This is a genomic window from Brevundimonas sp. (genome assembly GCF_036405315.1).
Classification (GTDB): domain Bacteria; phylum Pseudomonadota; class Alphaproteobacteria; order Caulobacterales; family Caulobacteraceae; genus Brevundimonas.
In genome coordinates this window covers 12,728-28,148 of record NZ_DASWXW010000226.1, presented here as the reverse complement: position 1 = coordinate 28,148, position 15,421 = coordinate 12,728, and the positions used below count along the sequence as shown (strand labels likewise).

Genomic DNA, 15,421 nt, shown 5'->3' with positions numbered 1-15,421 from the left:
CTGATCGGGGCGCGCGGCCAGGTCGCGGGCGGCGAGCGTCAGGGCGCCGTTGACCAGGGCGGCCTGGCCCTCGATCCGGGCCGCCGCGAGCTGGGCCTCCAGCGTCAGGGCCTCGATCCGCGCGGCCTGGGCCTCGCGCTGGGGCCGGCCGTCGTTGCGGAGCACCAGCAGGGCGTAGGCGGTGATGGTCAGGGCGACGGCGAGCAGCAGGACGCGCACCCAGGGCGTATTGGCCCGGGCGGTCTGGTCCGTGGCGCGTCGGCCCGGCCCGTAGCTGCGGCGCTCGGTGCCCCGCAAGGCGCCCCTCCATCTCAAGACGGGGGGAATCTAGGCTGCGTCGCGGATTCCTGTCGAGGCCCGACGGCGAGGCTTTTCGCCTGAGGGGCGAACGGGCGCTCCGCGGATCAGGCGGCCTGGATCGTTTCGGGCGGCGCGGCGCGGGCGGGCTCGGGCGGCGGGGCCAGGACTTCGGTGATCTGCACCAGGATTTCGCGGGCGCGGCGAGCCAGGCGCACGCTTTCCGGCGGGGCGTCCTCGGGAGCTTCCGCCACGGCCTCGACCAGATCGCGCGCCAGGTCCAGCAGCTCGGGCGAGGCGGCGATCAGGCGCGACTGGAACTCGATGCGCTCGGGGTCGCGGTCGTATTCGGCGCCGGGCACGCGCCAGCCGCCCCAGTCGGCCTTGTCGGTGACGACGACGGGATAGCTGCCGGGGAAGGGATGGTGGGCGCAGTCGGCCGGTTCCTGCCACTTGTTGCGGGCGCGCAGCACGCGCCAGTCGCCCAGGGCGGCCGCGGCCGTGTCCTCGGCGGGCAGTTGCAGCTCGGAGGCCATGAACTCGCGGCCCAGGCCGACGTCGTAGGTGATGCGGACCGGCTCGTCGAAGCCCTTGGCCCAGACGGGCTGGACTTGCTCGACCTGGGCCCAGACGCCGACGCTTTCGACCCAGACCTTCTGGCCCTTCTGAAACTGCGCGCGCGCCATGCGGTCTCTCCCCTGCGAAGGGGGCAGCATGACGCGTCAGCCGTTATCGTCCGGTTCCGCGACGTGGTTAGCGAGCGGTGAAGATTCAGGCCGGGCGCGAGATCTCTTCCAGGGCCACGCCGGCGTAGCGTTCCTTCACCCGCGTCGACAGGTCGCCCAGCGAGACCACGCCGACCAGACGGCCGTCCTTCTCGACCACGGGCAGACGGCGCACCTGACGCGAACTCATCAGGTCCAGCGCGGCCTTCAGGTCGTCGTCGGCGCGGACCACCAGGGCGTCGCGACTGAGAAACTCGACGACGCGCGAATTGGGCGTCGCTCCCGCCGCCACGGCGCGCACCGCGATGTCGCGGTCGGTGATGGCTCCGACCAGGTTCTCGCCGTCGGCCACGGGGATGAAGCCGAAATCGCCCGCCGCCATGCGCGCGGCGACTTCCTGAATCGTATCGTGGGGACGGGCCACCTGCACGTCCTTGGTCATCACGTCGCGGATCTTCATGGGGGTCTCCAACCGGGTCAGGCTCTGCCTTTGGAACCCCTCGGGACGGGGGCGGTTCCGGCGCAGGCGGAACGAAGCTCGCCATCGCGACGCTTCATCCCCACAATGGAGGCTTGGACTAAGAAGGGCGAGCCATGGCCGACGCAGCGACGGGACTGGATCTGGGCCATGTGGCGGCTCTGCTGGCGGCGGGGGTCGTGGCGGTGCCGGTCTTCCGCAAGATCGGGCTGGGCTCGGTGCTGGGCTATCTGGCGGCGGGGGCGGCCATCGGGCCGTTCGGTCTGGCCCTGTTCCGCGAGCCGGAGACCATCCTGCACGTCGCCGAGTTCGGCGTGGTCATCTTCCTGTTCATCATCGGTCTGGAGATGCGGCCCAAGCGCCTGTGGGGCATGAGGAACGAGATCTTCGGCCTGGGCGCGGCCCAGGTCGGGCTGGCCGGTGTGGCTTTGACGCTCGTCGCCATGGCGGCGGGGGTGTCGGCGCCGACAGCCTTTGTCGGGGCCATGGGCTTCGTCATGTCCTCGACCGCCGTGATCGTGCAGATGCTGGAGGAGCGGGGCGACCTGCCGACGCCGCAGGGTCAGAGGGCGGTGTCCATCCTGCTGTTCGAGGACCTGGCCATCGTGCCGCTGCTGGCCATCGTGGCCTTGCTCGGGGCCTCGCTGGGGCAGTCGGCGGAAAGCACGACGCCGCTGTGGCAGTCGATCGGCCTGGCGCTGGCGGCCTTGGCGGGCGTGCTGGTCGTCGGGCGCTATGGGATCAATCCGGCCTTCCGTTTCCTGGCGCGCAACGGCGGGCGCGAGGTGATGACGGCGGCGGCCCTGCTGGTGGTGGCGGGCACGGCCTGGATCATGGACGAGGTCGGCCTGTCGATGGCCATGGGCGCCTTCCTGGCCGGCGTGCTTTTGTCGGACTCGACCTTCCGGCACCAGCTGGAAGCCGACGTGGAGCCGTTCCGCGCCGTCCTGCTGGGCCTGTTCTTCCTGTCGGTCGGCATGGCGCTGGACATCGGGGTGGTCATCACCGACTGGCGCATCGTGGTCGCGGGTCTGCTGGCCTTCATGGTGGTCAAGGCCCTGGTGATCTATGTCGTGGCGAGGCTGTTCAAGGCGCGTCACCATGAGGCGATCGAGCGGGCGGCCCTGTTCGCCCAGGGCGGCGAGTTCGCCTTCGTCCTTTACAGCGCCGCCGCCACGGCGGGCGTGATCGGCGGTCAGGCCGAGGCGGCCCTGACGGCCATCGTCATCCTGTCCATGGCCCTGACGCCGCTGACGACCCTGGCGCTGAAGCGGTTCCTGCCCAAGGAGGCGGGCCTGTCGCCCGAAGAGGCCGAAGGCGTCGACGCCGCCGAGGGCCTGGGCGGCCAGGTGCTGATCATCGGCTTCGGCCGCTTCGCCCAGGTGGTGTCCCAGCCCCTGCTGGCGCGCGATGTGGACGTGTCGATCATCGAGATCGACGTAGAGATGATCCAGGCGGCCGGCAACTTCGGCTTCAAGGTCTATTACGGCGACGGCACGCGGCTGGACACGCTGCGGGCCTCGGGCGCGGGCAAGGCCGAGGCGGTGCTGGTCTGCGTCGACAAGCCCGAGGCGGCCGACCGCATCGTGCAGCTGATCAAGTCCGAGTTCCCGAGCGTGAAGCTGTTCGTGCGCGCCTTCGACCGGGGCCATTCGTTGCGCCTGATCGCGGCGGGCGTCGACTATCATATTCGCGAGACGTTTGAATCGGCGCTGAAGTTCGGCGAGGCGGTGCTGGTCGATCTGGGCGTGTCCGAGGACGAGGCGGCCGAGACCATCGCCGACGTGCGCCGCCGCGACGCGGCGCGTCTGGACCTGCAGGTGACGGGCGGGCTGACCGCCGGGCGGTCGCTGATGCGCGGCAACGCGGTGACGCCGCAGCCCGAGCCCTACATCAAGCCGACCCGCGAAGGGCGGCTGGTCAACGAGAGCGAGGCCCCGCCCGAGGCGGTGATCGAGCACGAGGCGGATTGAGGCCATGCCCAACGTCGATCTGGCCAAGCGGGCCTATGACCACGGCTGGCGGCTGGACCCTATCGTGCGGAGCCTGCTGGACACCGACTTCTACAAGCTGCTGATGCTGCAGCTGATCTGGCGCAGACACCGGAATGTGCCGGTGACGTTCAGCGTCATCAACCGCACGACCTCGGTGCGGCTGGCCGAGGAGGTGGATGAGGCGGAGCTGCGGGCGCAGCTGGATCATGCGCGGACTTTGCGGTTTTCCAACCGCGAGCTGATCTGGCTGGGCGGCAACACCTTCTATGGGGTGAAGTCGATCTTCCGCCCCGACTTCCTGGCTTGGCTGGCGGACTATCGCCTGCCCGAATACGACCTGTCGCGCGGGGCGGACGGACAGTTCCGGCTGGAGTTCTCGGGGGCTTGGGCCGAGGTGACGCTGTGGGAAATCCCGGCGCTGTCGATCCTCAACGAGCTGCGTAGTCGCCGGGCGCTGCGTCGTCTGGGACGGTTCGAGCTGGACGTGTTGTACGCCCGCGCCAAGACCAGGCTGTGGGGCAAGGTCGAGCGGCTGCGGGCTTTGGAGCCGCTGTCGATCTCGGACTTCGGCACGCGGCGGCGGCACGGCTTTCTGTGGCAGGGCTGGTGCGTCGAGGCGCTGAAGGAGGGGTTGGGCCAGGCCTTCATCGGCACCTCCAACGTCCTGCTGGCCATGAACAACGATCTGGAGGCCGTGGGCACCAACGGCCACGAGCTGCCCATGGTGCTGGCGGCGCTGGCGGGGGACGACGACGCGGCCCTGCGCAGGGCGCCCTATCAGGTGCTGGAAGAGTGGCGGGCGGCCTATGACGGCAATCTGCTGGTGGCCCTGCCGGACGCCTTCGGCACGCGGGCCTTTCTGGCCGACGCGCCCGACTGGCTGGCCGACTGGAAGGGCTTCCGGCCGGATTCGGCACCGCCGATCGAGGGCGGGGAGGAGATCATGGCCTGGTGGAAGGCGCAGGGACGCGATCCGCGCGAGCGGCTGCTGGTCTTCGCCGACGGCATGGATGTCGACACGATCGAGGCGACCCACGACCACTTCAAGGGGCGGGTGCGGACCAGCTTCGGCTGGGGCACCAATCTGACCAACGACTTCCGCGACTGCGCGCCGGCGCCCATGCCGGAGCTGACGCCCATTTCGCTGGTTTGCAAGGTGACGCGGGCAGACGGGCGCTCGGCGGTCAAACTGTCGGACAATGTCGAGAAGGCCACCGGCGACCGGGCGGAGATTGCGCGCTACCTGCGGGTCTTCGGCGAGGCGGGACGGGGGCGGCAGGCGGTCACGGTCTGAGGCGGAACCGCCAAGCTTGTTGAGGCATTTCGCCTGAGGCGGCGGTCGGCGTCGTCTCACCCAGCGGGATGCGCGTCATGACCACCTACAATGTCGGCTATATCGTCGGGTCTCTGGCCAAGGGGTCGATCAACCGCAAACTGGCCAAGGCCCTGATCAAGGTGGCGCCCGACAAGCTGAAATTCCACGAAATTTCGTTCGCGGACCTGCCCCTCTATTCCTACGACCATGACGCCGATTTCCCGGCCGCAGCGACGGATTTCAAGGCGGCGATCAAGGGCTCGGACGCCATCCTGATCGTGACGCCGGAATACAACCGCTCCATCCCCGGCGGTTTGAAGAACGCCATCGACTGGGCCAGCCGCCCCTATGGAACCAACAGCTTCGCGCGCAAGGCGACGGCGGTGATCGGCGCCTCGCCGGGGGCCATCGGAACGGCGGTGGGACAGCAGCATCTGCGCAGCATCCTAAGCTTCCTGCAGGCGCCGCAGATGAACGCGCCCGAGGCCTATATTCAGTTCACGCCCGGCCTGATCGACGACGACGGCAAGGTCTCGGTCCAGTCCACCGAAGACTTCCTGCGGGCCTATATGGAGGAGTTCCACCAGTTCATGGCGCGGGTGCTGACCGTCTTGCCGCGCGACGCCTGATCCATCAGGGAGGCGGGACCGTATTCGGGGTTCGCCCCAGCCAGGACCGCCGCCTTGTCATCGTCCACGCCCGTCATCCTGTGGTTCCGCCGCGACCTGCGGCTGGCCGACAATCCGGCGCTGCACCACGCCCTGGCGAGCGGGCGGCCCGTGCTGCCGCTCTATGTGCGGGACGAGCGGCTGGAGGGGCGGCCCATCGGCGCCGCTTCGCGCTGGTGGCTGGACAAGAGCTTGCGGGCGCTGAACGCGGACCTGAGGGCGAGGGGCGGGCGGCTGATCCTGCGACGCGGCGACGCCGAGGCCGAGTTGCGCCGTCTGATCGCCGAGACGGGCGCGGATCAGATATTCATGAACCGCCTGTTCGAGCCCGAGGCCTTCGCCCGCGACGCTGACATCGCCCACGGGCTGAAGGCGGACGGGGTTGAGTGCCGGGGCTTCAACGCCAGCCTGATGTGCCGTCCGGGCAGCGTGCTGAACGGGTCGGGTCAGGCCTACAAGGTCTTCACCCCCTTCCTGAAGGCCCTGCTGGCGACGGCCGAGGCCCCGGCGGGGCTGGAGGCGCCCGAGACGATCCCGGTCCCCGACGGCGTGGCCGGCGAGGCGGTCGACGACTGGGGCCTGCATCCGACCCGGCCCGACTGGTCGAGCGGCTTTGTCGGGACGCCGGGCGAGGCGGGGGCGCGGGCGGCGCTGGCGGACTTCGTGGCGGGCGGGCTGAAGACCTATGCGACGGATCGGGACCGGCCGGATCGGGCGGGCACCAGCGGCCTGGCGGCGCATCTGCACTGGGGCGAGATCGGTCCGTGGCGGGCCGTCCAGTCGGCGCGGACGGCGGCGGCCGAGGGCCGGGCGCCGGCGGCGGAGGCGGAGAAGTTCGTCGCCGAGATCGGCTGGCGCGAGTTCTCGGCCCATCTGCTGCACCACTTCCCCTATCTGCCCGAGCGCGCCTTCCGGCCCGAGTACGACGCCATGCCGTGGCGGGGCGATCCCGGGGGGGTGGCGGCGTGGAAGGCAGGGCGGACCGGCTATCCGCTGGTGGACGCCGGGATGCGCCAGCTGTGGGCGACGGGGACCATGCACAACCGGGTGCGGATGGTGGTGGCCTCCTTCCTGATCAAGCACCTGCTGATCGACTGGCGCGAGGGCGAGGCCTGGTTCTGGGACTGCCTGACCGACGCCGATCTGGCCAGCAATGTGCAGAACTGGCAGTGGGTGGCCGGGTCCGGCGCTGATGCCGCCCCCTATTTCCGTATCTTCAACCCGACAGCCCAGGGCGAGAAGTTCGATCCGACCGGCCGCTATGTGCGGCGCTGGGTGCCCGAGGTGGCGCGCCTGCCGGATCGCTGGATTCATGCGCCGTGGACGGCGCCGCCGATGGTGCTGGCCGAGGCGGGGGTGCGGCTGGGGGCCACCTATCCCCGGCCCATCGTCGATCACAATGAGGGCCGCGAGCGGGCGCTGGCGGCGCTGAAGACGGTCAGCGCCAGCCGGGGCGAGGGCGACTAGTCCAGCGACCAGACGCGCGAGCGTTTGACCTCCTGGTCCTCCAGCTCGCGCGTGGTGGGGACGGTGTATTCGGCCAGCAGGGTCAGGCCGGACTTGGGGAAGTAGGTGCGGCCCGGGTCGCCGACGATGATGCGCGTCCCGTCAGCCTGCGCCTGTTTCAACCAGGCCAGGACCGCCTCGGCCATGGGCTTTTCATAGAAGACGTCGCCGGCGCAGATCAGGTCGGCGGGCGGCGGCGGGGCGTCCAGCAGGTCAGCGTCGGTGAAGGCGATCTCGACGCCGTTGGAGCGGGCGTTGGCGGCCACGGCGGCGGCGCAGAAGGGGTCGATGTCGGCGGCCAGGACGCTGGCGGCGCCCGCCTTCATCGCCGCGACGGCGACCAGACCCGAGCCGGTGGCCAGGTCGATGACCCGCTTGCCCGCGACCTGATCGGGGTTGTCCAGCAGCCAGCGGGCCAGGGCCTGACCGCCCGCCCAGGCGAAGGCCCAGAAGGGCGGGGGCAGGCCCATTTCGCCCAGCTCTTCCTCGGTCAGGCGCCACAGGGGCGTGATCTCGTCCGCCAGCCACAGCGAAATCTCCGGCGCGTGCGGCACGGCCTGCAGCCGGGTGTTGGCGGCGATGAAGTCGGGGGCGTTGGCGGGCGTCAGGCGCATGAAGTGTGTCTAGGGCAGACAGGCCGGCGGCGCGAGTGATCGGATAAAAATCATGCTGGCCTGACAAAAAGTCAGGTTGACGTGACATGAGCGAGGCGTAAGGTAGGCCTTACATTCAGTCAGGAGCGCCTTCCATGTTGACGCTGTCCAAACAGAACACCCCCGCCGGTCGCCGCTATGTGATCCGCACCATGGCCTTCATGGGCGGCTATGTCGCCGTCATGCTGGCGACCATCGGCGGGGCCTTCGATACGATCCAGAACACCCCGGCCGCCTGGGCTCTGGCCCTGACGGTCGCCGCGCCCATCGCCGGTCAGATCTGGGCCACCCTCAGCTTCATGCGCGACAGCGACGAGTTCGTCCGCGCCGTGACGGCCAAGCAGTTCATCGTCTCGGCGGGCGTGGCCATGGCGGCCTTCAGCGCCTGGGGGTTCGGCGAGAGCTTCGCCGGGGCGCCCCACGCCGAGGGCTGGATGATCTATCCGCTGTTTTGGGCCGTGTTCGGCTGCGTCTCGCCCTTCATCCGGTCGTCGAACTGATGAAGAACAAGCTGAAACTGCTGCGCGTCGAGCGCAACTGGACCCAGGAGCAGCTGGGTCAGGCGCTGGGGGTCTCGCGTCAGGCCGTCAACGCCCTGGAGACCGAGAAGCACGACCCCTCGCTGGACCTGGCCTACCGCATCGCCGCCCTGTTCGCGCGGCCGGTGGAAGAGGTCTTCGAGAACCCGCACGCCTGACGTCGCTATCAGTCTAACCTTACTTTTTCGCCTCGCCTTGCCGCCGTCATTTCCGGGCTCGCCCCGGAAAGCGACCGCGCGCGTCCCGAACCCGGGGCGACGACGGCGGGCCGTCTCAAAATCGAAAGGAAACGCCATGTCCAAGATCTCCGCTCCCGCCAAGACCCTTCGCGCCTTCGCCCTGGCCGCCGCCGTCGGATGGGCCGCCGGGAACATCTTCTCGCCAGCCCAGGCCGCGACGGTTCGCGCCGAACCGGCCCGCGTCGAGGCGCCCGACTTCGCCTCGGACCGTCTGTCAGTCGAGGTGATCGGCCAGGGTCCCGACGTCGTCCTGATCCCCGGCTTCGCCTCGTCGCGGGACGTGTGGCGGCCGCTGGCCGAGCGCCTGTCGGCGACGCACCGGGTGCATCTGGTGCAACTGGCGGGTTTCGCCGGCGAGGCCTGGAGCCACGGCGACGGGGCCTTCGTCCAGCCGGCGGTGGACGAGGTGGCGCGTTACGCCAAGACCTTGAACCGGCCCGCTGTGATTGGTCATTCGATGGGCGCCCTGACCGGGCTGCTGGTGGCGCAGCAGCACCCCGAGGCGGTCGGCAAGCTGATGAGCGTCGACAGCCTGCCCTTCTTCAGCGTCCTCTATGGCCCGACCGCCACAGCCGAGACCGCCAAACCCTTCGCCGAACAGGCGGCGGCGGGCATCCTGAACGCCGACGCCGCCGGCTATCGCGTCCAGCAGGAACGCACGGCGGGCGGCATGATGCGCAACGAGGCCGGGCGCGCGGCCATGGTCGAGTGGTCGATGGCGTCCGACCGCCACGCCATGGCCTCGGCCATCCGCGACGTCATGACCACCGACGCCCGTCCGGGCCTGGCCGCCATGACCGTCCCGGTCTGGGCCGTTTATGCGGCGGACGCCGACGGCGGCGTGCCGGCCGCCATGGCTGACGCCATGTGGAGCCGCGAATACGCCGCCCTGCCGAGCGCCAAGCTGGTCCGCGTTGACGACAGCCGCCACTTCATCATGACCGATCAGCCGGAGCGGCTGAAGGCCCTGGTGGAAGAGTTTCTGGCGGATTGACACCACACCCGCTCATCCCCGCGGAGGCGGGGATGAGCTTAGCTCCGCAGGTCGTTGGTGACGTCGCCCGCCTTGAGCGGCTGGCCGCCGAACTCGGCGGCGTAGGCCGGGGCCAGCAGGGTCTGGAAGGTCGAGGCGGGCAGGGTGATGTAGTAGGGGCCCTCGGCGTAGGGGCCGACCGCATAGGCGTCGAGCAGGAAGGTCAGGCCGCCGGCCTTGCCCGCCGTCGCGCCGGGCGCCAGGACCACGGCCACGTCCTTGAGCTTGGGGCAGGCCCACATAACGCCGTCAGCCGTCAGGGGCTGGGCGCCGGGGCGGGCCTTCTTGGCGGTGTTGACGGCGGCGCACAGGGCGCGCTCCAGCGACGACAGGTCGGCGCCCTTGGCGAAGAGGTCCGCCGGGCTGATGCGGCGCTTCTCGGTCTTGTCCCACAGCAGGGCGGTGGCGACCGTGTTCGGATGGGCGCCGCCGGAATAATCAAAGTCGGTGCGCATGGCGCTGAACAGGCGGCCGGTCTGGACCGGATCGCCATAGACGATGGTCTTTTCATAGGGGCCCATGGCGCTGTCGCCGCCGGCCTCGGTGCGGTCGGCCTGGGCGCCCTCGGCGTACTTGGCCAGGTCGGCGACCTCCTGACGATAGAGGGCGGCGTAGAGCTCGGGCTGGGTCTTGACGGCCTCGGGCAGGCTCAGGCTGACCTTGGCCCAGGGGGTGGCGCTTTCATACTTTAGCGGGCCGTCCGCCGCAGCGGTCGCGGCGGGCTTCGACGCCTCGGCCTCCTTCTTCTCGGCGCGCTGGCAGGCGGCGAGCGAGGCCGCGACGGCGACGGTCAGGAGGAGGGCGCGGAGGCGGTAGGAGGTCATTCGGAGTTCCTTGGGGGAGGGTGCGATCAGAAAGCTAGGCCGTTGAACGCAATCGCGGCCAGAAGGATCAATCCAGCTTCACGATTTGATTTGAACAGGCGCAGGGCCAGGACGCCGTCCTCGGGTTTGAGGCGTTTCACCTGCCAGGCCAGATGCAGGGCGTAGGCGGCCAGACCGAGGTAGAAGACGGGGCCGAGACCGGCGACGAACCCCGCCGCGCCCGCCAGCAGGACGGCCAGGACGTAGAAGATCGCCACGCCCGGCTTGACCTGCGACCCCAGCCGCCGGGCCGAGGATTTGACCCCCGCCATGACGTCGTCCTCGATGTCCTGAAGGGCGTAGATGGTGTCGTAGCCCAGGGTCCAGAAGACGCCGCCGGCGTAGAGCAGCAGGGCCGACAGGGCGACATGGCCCGAGTGGAGGCTCCACGCGCTGGCTTCACCCGCCATGCCGAGCGTAAGGCCGCCCGCAAAGATGAGATCGAGCAGCCAATGTAGAACGCCATAGCCCCCGGTCGCCGCCGCAAAGCCCAGCAGGGCGCCCCAGTTGAAGGTCAGGCCCAGCCAGGCCTGGGGCCACCAGGTGATGCGCTTCATGAAGGGATAGGCCGCGACCAGTCCCAGCGACAGGGCGCCGAGCAGGACCGCTGTCAGGTTCATGGTCAGCAGGATGCACAGGCTGATCAGGCACAGGCCCGCGACGAAGGCCCAGGCCTGTTTGACGCTGATCTGACCCGCCGGAATGGGGCGCAGGGCGGTGCGGGCGACCTGGGCGTCGAAGTCGCGGTCGACGATGTCGTTCACGGCGCAACCCGCCCCGCGCATCAGGGCGGCGCCGATGGCGAAGCCCGCGATCAGCCACAGCTCATAGCCGCCGAAGGACCGGTCGTACTGGTTCAGGGCCAGCATGATCCCCTGCCAGCCGGGCAGCAGCAGCAGCCAGATGCCGATGGGCCGGTCAAAGCGGCCCAGCTTCAGCCACGGCTTCAGCCCCTCGGGGGCGTAGCGGTCCACCCAGTTCTGGCGGGCGGCGTCGGGAAGCGGGGCTGTGCTCATGCAGGGGTCTTAGACCCTGAGGCCGTCGCGGGTGAAGGGGGCGCGTCCGATCCGCGTCATGCGAGGACGCTTGCGGGACGGGGCGGTCGCGCGTCTAGTGGCGCGCAAACGGGAGGAAGCCACGATGACCGAAGCGCCGATCCAGGGCCCCGCGTCCTATTTCCCCTCCATCGAGAAGAAGTACGGGCGACCCATCAGCGAGTGGAAGGCCGAGGTCCGCGCCCGCTATCCCGCCAAGCACATGGAGCTGGTGGCCCTGCTCAAGGACGAGCACGACATGGGCCACGGCCACGCCAACGCCATCGTGGCGCACACGCTGGCGGAAGACGGGCTGAGGTAGGCTGTTCGCCTAGGTAGGACGCTCGGCCCTGAGCCGGTCCAGCGCCGGGGTGTATCGGCGTGACAGGGGCGCCTCCAGCGATCCCAGTTCGACGGTCCAGTCGCCGGAGCCTTCGGGGCGCAGGCCGCTCATCCGTCCGGCGTTGACCAGCCAGGAACGGTGGGTGCGCACGAAACCGCAGCGTTCCAGCTCGACCTCGACGGCGGCCAGGGTGGCGCGCATCAGCGGGCGGCGGCCGTCGGCCAGGATGAACTCGACGTAGTTGCCGGCCGAGGTGGCGGCCAGGATGTCGTCCAGCGGCGCGCGGATCAGGCGCGCGCCGTCGCGGATGTCGAAACTGACGGGGCGCATCGGGGTCTCGCGCGCCTCGCGCAGGCTGCGCACCGCCCAGAAGACGCCGACGAACAGGGCGTAGCTGAGCAGGTCCTTGCGAAACTCGTAGATGAACCGCTCGATCGGCGGGCCGTAATCGTAGGTCTCGCCCAGGGCTGCATAGAGGCCGTGGCGCATGGCCACCATCAGGCCGACGTGCAGCAGGCTGTAGAGGAAGGCGCCCGCCAGATGCAGGGCGACGAAGCGGCCGCGCGCGCGCCAGCCGTCGTCCAGCAGGGCGGCGGGAGCGGCGAGGCTGGCCAGCCAGGGCAGCCAGATCAGCAGGCCCAGCGCCGCCGCGCTTGTCCCCTCCCACACCCAGGGCGTCCAGAGGCGCAGCGAGGGGGAATCGGTCAGGACGGTCAGCGAATTGACCACCATGAAGGCGGCGGTGATGCCGAGGATGATGCTCCAGCCGAGGATCAGGTCGCGCCGGTCCGCCCCGGCCAGACGCGTGCGCCAGCCGCTCATCCCTGAGGGGCCGCCGTTCGTCCCTGAGGTCGGCAGGTCGGCCCCGCGACGGCGCCGCACGCCCCGCGCCGATTGCGGTTCTCCGGGCGGAAATGAGAGCCCTGGCCTCGCATCCTCATTCATCAAAAGGTCGCCCCATGTCCACTCTCCCGCCTCCGCCGACGCGCCGCCATGATCTGGACTGGATCCGGGTCGGCGCCTTCATGCTGCTGATCCTCTACCACGTCGGGATGTTTTACGTGCCCTGGGACTGGCACGTGAACAGTCCCCGTCCCGTCGAGGCGCTGGAGCCGATCATGCAGTTGACCAGTCCCTGGCGGCTGACCCTGCTGTTTCTGGTGTCCGGCGCGGCGACGCGCTTCCTGTTCGACGGTTTCGCGCGGCAGGGGGAGGGAAGCGCCCGCCGCTTCGCCGGGTCGCGCCTGCTGCGTCTGCTGCCGCCGCTGGTCTTCGCCATGTTCGTGATCGTGCCGCCGCAGAGCTATTACGAAGTGGTCGAGGCCGCGCGCGGTCTGGGCGTCATGGACCCGGCGCACTCGCCGTGGCTGGCCGATTTCTGGGTGAAATACGCCACCGCCTCGGGCGGCTGGTGCGACGCGGACGGCTGTCTGATCACGCCGACGTGGAACCATATGTGGTTCGTCGCCTATCTGCTGATCTACAGCCTGGTGCTGGCGAGCCTGCTGCTGCTGGGGCAGCGGTTGCTGCCCGCCCTGCAGGCGGGACTGGAGCGGGTTCTCAAGGGCTGGGGGCTGCTGATCTGGCCGATCGTCTGGCTGGCCCTGATCCGCTGGGCGCTGGCGCCGCTCTTTCCTGTAACTCACGCCCTGGTCGACGACTGGTACAACCACGCCCTGTCGTTCAGCGCCTTCCTGTTCGGCTTCCTCGGCGCGCGGTCGGAGATGCTGAAGGCGGGCTATGAGCGGCTGCGTCGCCCGGCGCTGGCTCTGGCCCTGCTGGCCTGGGCCGGGTGGGCCTCCTACGCCTGGGTCTATCGCGCCGAAGACGCCGCGCCGCCCGAGGCGCTGATGGCCGCGATGCGTCTGGTCTACGCGGTCGACCAGTGGGCCTTCATCGTCGCCATCCTGGGCTATGGCGCGCGCTATCTGAATCGGGGCGGGCCGGTGCTGCGCTATCTGACGGTGGGGGTCTTTCCCTTCTACATCGCGCACCAGACGATCATCGTCGTCGCCGCGCACCATCTGGCGCCGTTCGGCCTGCCGCAGCCGCTGGAGGCGGGGCTGCTGGTCGCAGCGACCTTCGTCGGCTGTTTCGCGACCTATGAGGCGGCGCGGCGGCTGGGCTGGCTGGGCCTGCTGATGGGCGTTCGGCCCGCAGCGTCGAGGGCCGCTGAGAAGCGTCGCCTTGAAGAAGAACCGCAGGAAGCCCTAGGCTGAGCCGAACCCCGACGGCAGGAGCCCGCAGCATGACCACCCCCAGGCCCGCGACCCGTCCGCCTATCGTCCTCTATTTGACCTGGATCATCCTGGTCGGGGCGGCGGTGGGCGGGTTCCTGACGGGGGAGTTCAGCATCACCTTCGTCGCGGCGGGGACGCTGCTGCTGTCGCTGGTTCCGAGTTGGCTGGGCGAGAAGGTGGGCGTGACCCTGCCGACGGCCTTCGTCAGCGCCATCGCCGCCTTCCTGTGCGCCACGCTTCTGTTGGGCGAGGTCGGGGACTTCTATGAGCGGTACTGGTGGTGGGACGTGGTTCTGCACGGCGGCTCGGCGGTCGGATTCGGCCTGGTCGGGTCGCTGCTGATGCTGATGCTGGTGAAGGGGAACCGGCTGACGGCGGCGCCCTTCACCGTGGCCTTCTTCGCCTTCTGCTTCGCCGTCATGATCGGCGCGGTGTGGGAGATCTGGGAGTTTGCGCTGGATCAGCTGTTCGGCCTGAACACCCAGAAGTCCGGTCTGGTCGACACCATGTGGGACCTGATCGTCGATGCGGGCGGGGCCCTGATCGGGGCGGGCGCGGGCTGGGCCTATCTGAAGGGGCGCCAGAACGGGCCGCTGACGAACGCCATCCGCGCTTTCGTCGACAAGAACCGCCGCCTGTTCGGCGACGATTGAGCCCTATTTCGCCAGAACTCTTACTTGGCCAGCCGGCCCTTGGCCTTGTCGGCGGCGAAGACGATGTCGGGATCGGGCTTCCTGGCCTCCAGTCCCGGACAGTTCAGCTGGTGCAGGACGTAGCGGATGATGTTCAGCCGAGCCTGCTTCTTGTTGTCGGTGGCGACCACCGTCCACGGCGCGTAATCGACGTGGGTGCGCGCCAGCATCTGGTCGCGGGCGGCGGAATAGTCGCTCCAGCGGGCCTGGGCCTCGGCGTCCAGCGGCGAGACCTTGAAGCGTTTCAGCGGATGGGTGACGCGTTCCTCCAGCCGTCGCGACTGCTCGTCGCGTGAGATGTCGAGCCACAGCTTGATCAGGATCGTGCCCGACTGGGTCAGCATCCGCTCGAAATGGGGGGCGTCGTGCAGGAAGCGTTCGTGCTGCTCGGGGGTGCAGAAGCCCATGACCGGCTCGACCCCGGCGCGATTATACCAGGAGCGGTTGAAGAAGACCGTCTCGCCCGCCGCCGGCAGGTGGTTGGCGTAGCGTTGGAAATACCACTGGGTCAGTTCGCGGTCGTTGGGCTTGGGCAGGGCGACGACGCGGGTCTGGCGCGGGGCCATGAACTCGGTCATGCGCTTGATCGCCCCGTCCTTGCCGGCGGCGTCGCGGCCTTCGAGCACGACCACGGTCTTCAGGCCCTTGTCGATGGCCCAGGCTTGGGTCTCGACCAGCTGAATCTGCAGGGCTTCCAGCGTGTCGGCGTAGTCGTCCTTGGCCATTGCGAGATTTCCTTCACCGTCGCGAGCGCGGCGAGCTTGCGGCCATTTTCCTCGCCGCGCCAGCCCGCGCCGCGAAC

Annotated in this window: 17 protein-coding genes and 1 pseudogene; 10 read left to right on the top strand and 8 right to left on the bottom strand. The window is 69.5% G+C overall.

Annotated elements, in window-relative coordinates:
* The 3 genes and pseudogenes from VGE49_RS14125 to VGE49_RS14115 form a co-directional block, all read right to left on the bottom strand.
* Window positions 1-297: pseudogene (locus tag VGE49_RS14125) on the bottom strand (PAS domain-containing sensor histidine kinase); the annotation flags it as partial.
* Between the two features lie 107 nt (window positions 298-404).
* Window positions 405-983, bottom strand: coding sequence for a hypothetical protein (locus tag VGE49_RS14120; protein WP_331035171.1), 579 nt, complete (start codon window positions 981-983; stop codon window positions 405-407).
* A gap of 85 nt (window positions 984-1,068) precedes the next feature.
* Complete coding sequence (locus VGE49_RS14115; protein ID WP_331035170.1) at window positions 1,069-1,482, bottom strand: CBS domain-containing protein; 414 nt, start codon at window positions 1,480-1,482, stop codon at window positions 1,069-1,071.
* A 134-nt stretch (window positions 1,483-1,616) separates the two neighbouring features.
* On the opposite strand from VGE49_RS14115, the gene VGE49_RS14110 reads away from it, so the two are divergent.
* The 4 genes from VGE49_RS14110 to VGE49_RS14095 all read left to right on the top strand — a co-directional run bounded on the left by VGE49_RS14110 (window position 1,617) and on the right by VGE49_RS14095 (window position 6,944).
* On the top strand, window positions 1,617-3,473 hold the full coding sequence (locus tag VGE49_RS14110) for a monovalent cation:proton antiporter-2 (CPA2) family protein (RefSeq protein WP_331035169.1): 1,857 nt from the start codon (window positions 1,617-1,619) through the stop codon (window positions 3,471-3,473).
* Window positions 3,474-3,477: 4 nt separating this feature from the next.
* Complete coding sequence (locus VGE49_RS14105) at window positions 3,478-4,788, top strand: nicotinate phosphoribosyltransferase (protein ID WP_331035168.1); 1,311 nt, start codon at window positions 3,478-3,480, stop codon at window positions 4,786-4,788.
* A 77-nt stretch (window positions 4,789-4,865) separates the two neighbouring features.
* Window positions 4,866-5,438: an NADPH-dependent FMN reductase gene (locus VGE49_RS14100; protein ID WP_331035167.1), complete on the top strand. Its 573-nt coding sequence runs from the start codon at window positions 4,866-4,868 to the stop codon at window positions 5,436-5,438.
* A 54-nt stretch (window positions 5,439-5,492) separates the two neighbouring features.
* On the top strand, window positions 5,493-6,944 hold the full coding sequence (locus tag VGE49_RS14095) for a cryptochrome/photolyase family protein (RefSeq protein WP_331035166.1): 1,452 nt from the start codon (window positions 5,493-5,495) through the stop codon (window positions 6,942-6,944).
* Here the strand turns inward: VGE49_RS14095 and VGE49_RS14090 are convergent.
* The gene (locus VGE49_RS14090) at window positions 6,941-7,597 is read right to left on the bottom strand and encodes a class I SAM-dependent methyltransferase (RefSeq protein ID WP_331035165.1); all 657 of its coding nucleotides are present in this window, start codon (window positions 7,595-7,597) and stop codon (window positions 6,941-6,943) included. The genes VGE49_RS14095 and VGE49_RS14090 overlap by 4 nt on opposite strands.
* A 134-nt stretch (window positions 7,598-7,731) precedes the next feature.
* Here VGE49_RS14090 and VGE49_RS14085 point away from each other — a divergent pair, with 134 nt between their 5' ends.
* From VGE49_RS14085 to VGE49_RS14075, 3 genes are all read left to right on the top strand, one after another.
* The gene (locus VGE49_RS14085) at window positions 7,732-8,136 is read left to right on the top strand and encodes a hypothetical protein (RefSeq protein ID WP_331035164.1); all 405 of its coding nucleotides are present in this window, start codon (window positions 7,732-7,734) and stop codon (window positions 8,134-8,136) included.
* Window positions 8,136-8,333, top strand: coding sequence for a helix-turn-helix transcriptional regulator (locus VGE49_RS14080; protein WP_184270605.1), 198 nt, complete (start codon window positions 8,136-8,138; stop codon window positions 8,331-8,333). The genes VGE49_RS14085 and VGE49_RS14080 overlap by 1 nt, the downstream gene beginning before the upstream one ends.
* 136 nt (window positions 8,334-8,469) lie before the next feature.
* A complete protein-coding gene (locus VGE49_RS14075; protein ID WP_331035163.1) occupies window positions 8,470-9,408 on the top strand; it encodes an alpha/beta fold hydrolase in 939 nt (312 codons plus the stop codon).
* A 38-nt stretch (window positions 9,409-9,446) separates the two neighbouring features.
* On the opposite strand, the gene VGE49_RS14070 is transcribed toward VGE49_RS14075, so the two are convergent.
* Together VGE49_RS14070 and VGE49_RS14065 are read right to left on the bottom strand one after the other, a co-directional pair.
* Window positions 9,447-10,271: an RsiV family protein gene (locus VGE49_RS14070; protein WP_331035162.1), complete on the bottom strand. Its 825-nt coding sequence runs from the start codon at window positions 10,269-10,271 to the stop codon at window positions 9,447-9,449.
* 26 nt (window positions 10,272-10,297) lie between these two features.
* The gene (locus tag VGE49_RS14065; protein ID WP_331035161.1) at window positions 10,298-11,326 is read right to left on the bottom strand and encodes a UbiA family prenyltransferase; all 1,029 of its coding nucleotides are present in this window, start codon (window positions 11,324-11,326) and stop codon (window positions 10,298-10,300) included.
* Window positions 11,327-11,450: 124 nt separating this feature from the next.
* Here VGE49_RS14065 and VGE49_RS14060 point away from each other — a divergent pair, with 124 nt between their 5' ends.
* Window positions 11,451-11,666 carry a DUF4287 domain-containing protein gene (locus tag VGE49_RS14060; protein ID WP_331035160.1) on the top strand — a complete coding sequence of 72 codons (216 nt, stop codon included), beginning with the start codon at window positions 11,451-11,453 and terminating at the stop codon, window positions 11,664-11,666.
* A gap of 9 nt (window positions 11,667-11,675) precedes the next feature.
* On the opposite strand, the gene VGE49_RS14055 is transcribed toward VGE49_RS14060, so the two are convergent.
* Window positions 11,676-12,509, bottom strand: a complete 834-nt coding sequence (locus VGE49_RS14055) for a LytTR family DNA-binding domain-containing protein (protein WP_331035159.1) — start codon at window positions 12,507-12,509, stop codon at window positions 11,676-11,678.
* Between the two features lie 137 nt (window positions 12,510-12,646).
* Between VGE49_RS14055 and VGE49_RS14050 the strand changes: the two genes are divergently transcribed.
* Both VGE49_RS14050 and VGE49_RS14045 read left to right on the top strand, forming a co-directional pair.
* Complete coding sequence (locus VGE49_RS14050) at window positions 12,647-13,906, top strand: acyltransferase family protein (protein ID WP_331035158.1); 1,260 nt, start codon at window positions 12,647-12,649, stop codon at window positions 13,904-13,906.
* Between the two features lie 29 nt (window positions 13,907-13,935).
* Window positions 13,936-14,580 (top strand): DUF2238 domain-containing protein, encoded by a 645-nt coding sequence (locus VGE49_RS14045; RefSeq protein WP_331035157.1) that lies wholly within the window; start codon window positions 13,936-13,938, stop codon window positions 14,578-14,580.
* A gap of 20 nt (window positions 14,581-14,600) precedes the next feature.
* Here VGE49_RS14045 and ppk2 read toward each other — a convergent pair whose 3' ends face one another.
* A complete protein-coding gene (gene ppk2 / locus VGE49_RS14040; RefSeq protein WP_331035156.1) occupies window positions 14,601-15,344 on the bottom strand; it encodes a polyphosphate kinase 2 in 744 nt (247 codons plus the stop codon).
* Between the last annotated feature and the right edge of the window lie 77 nt (window positions 15,345-15,421).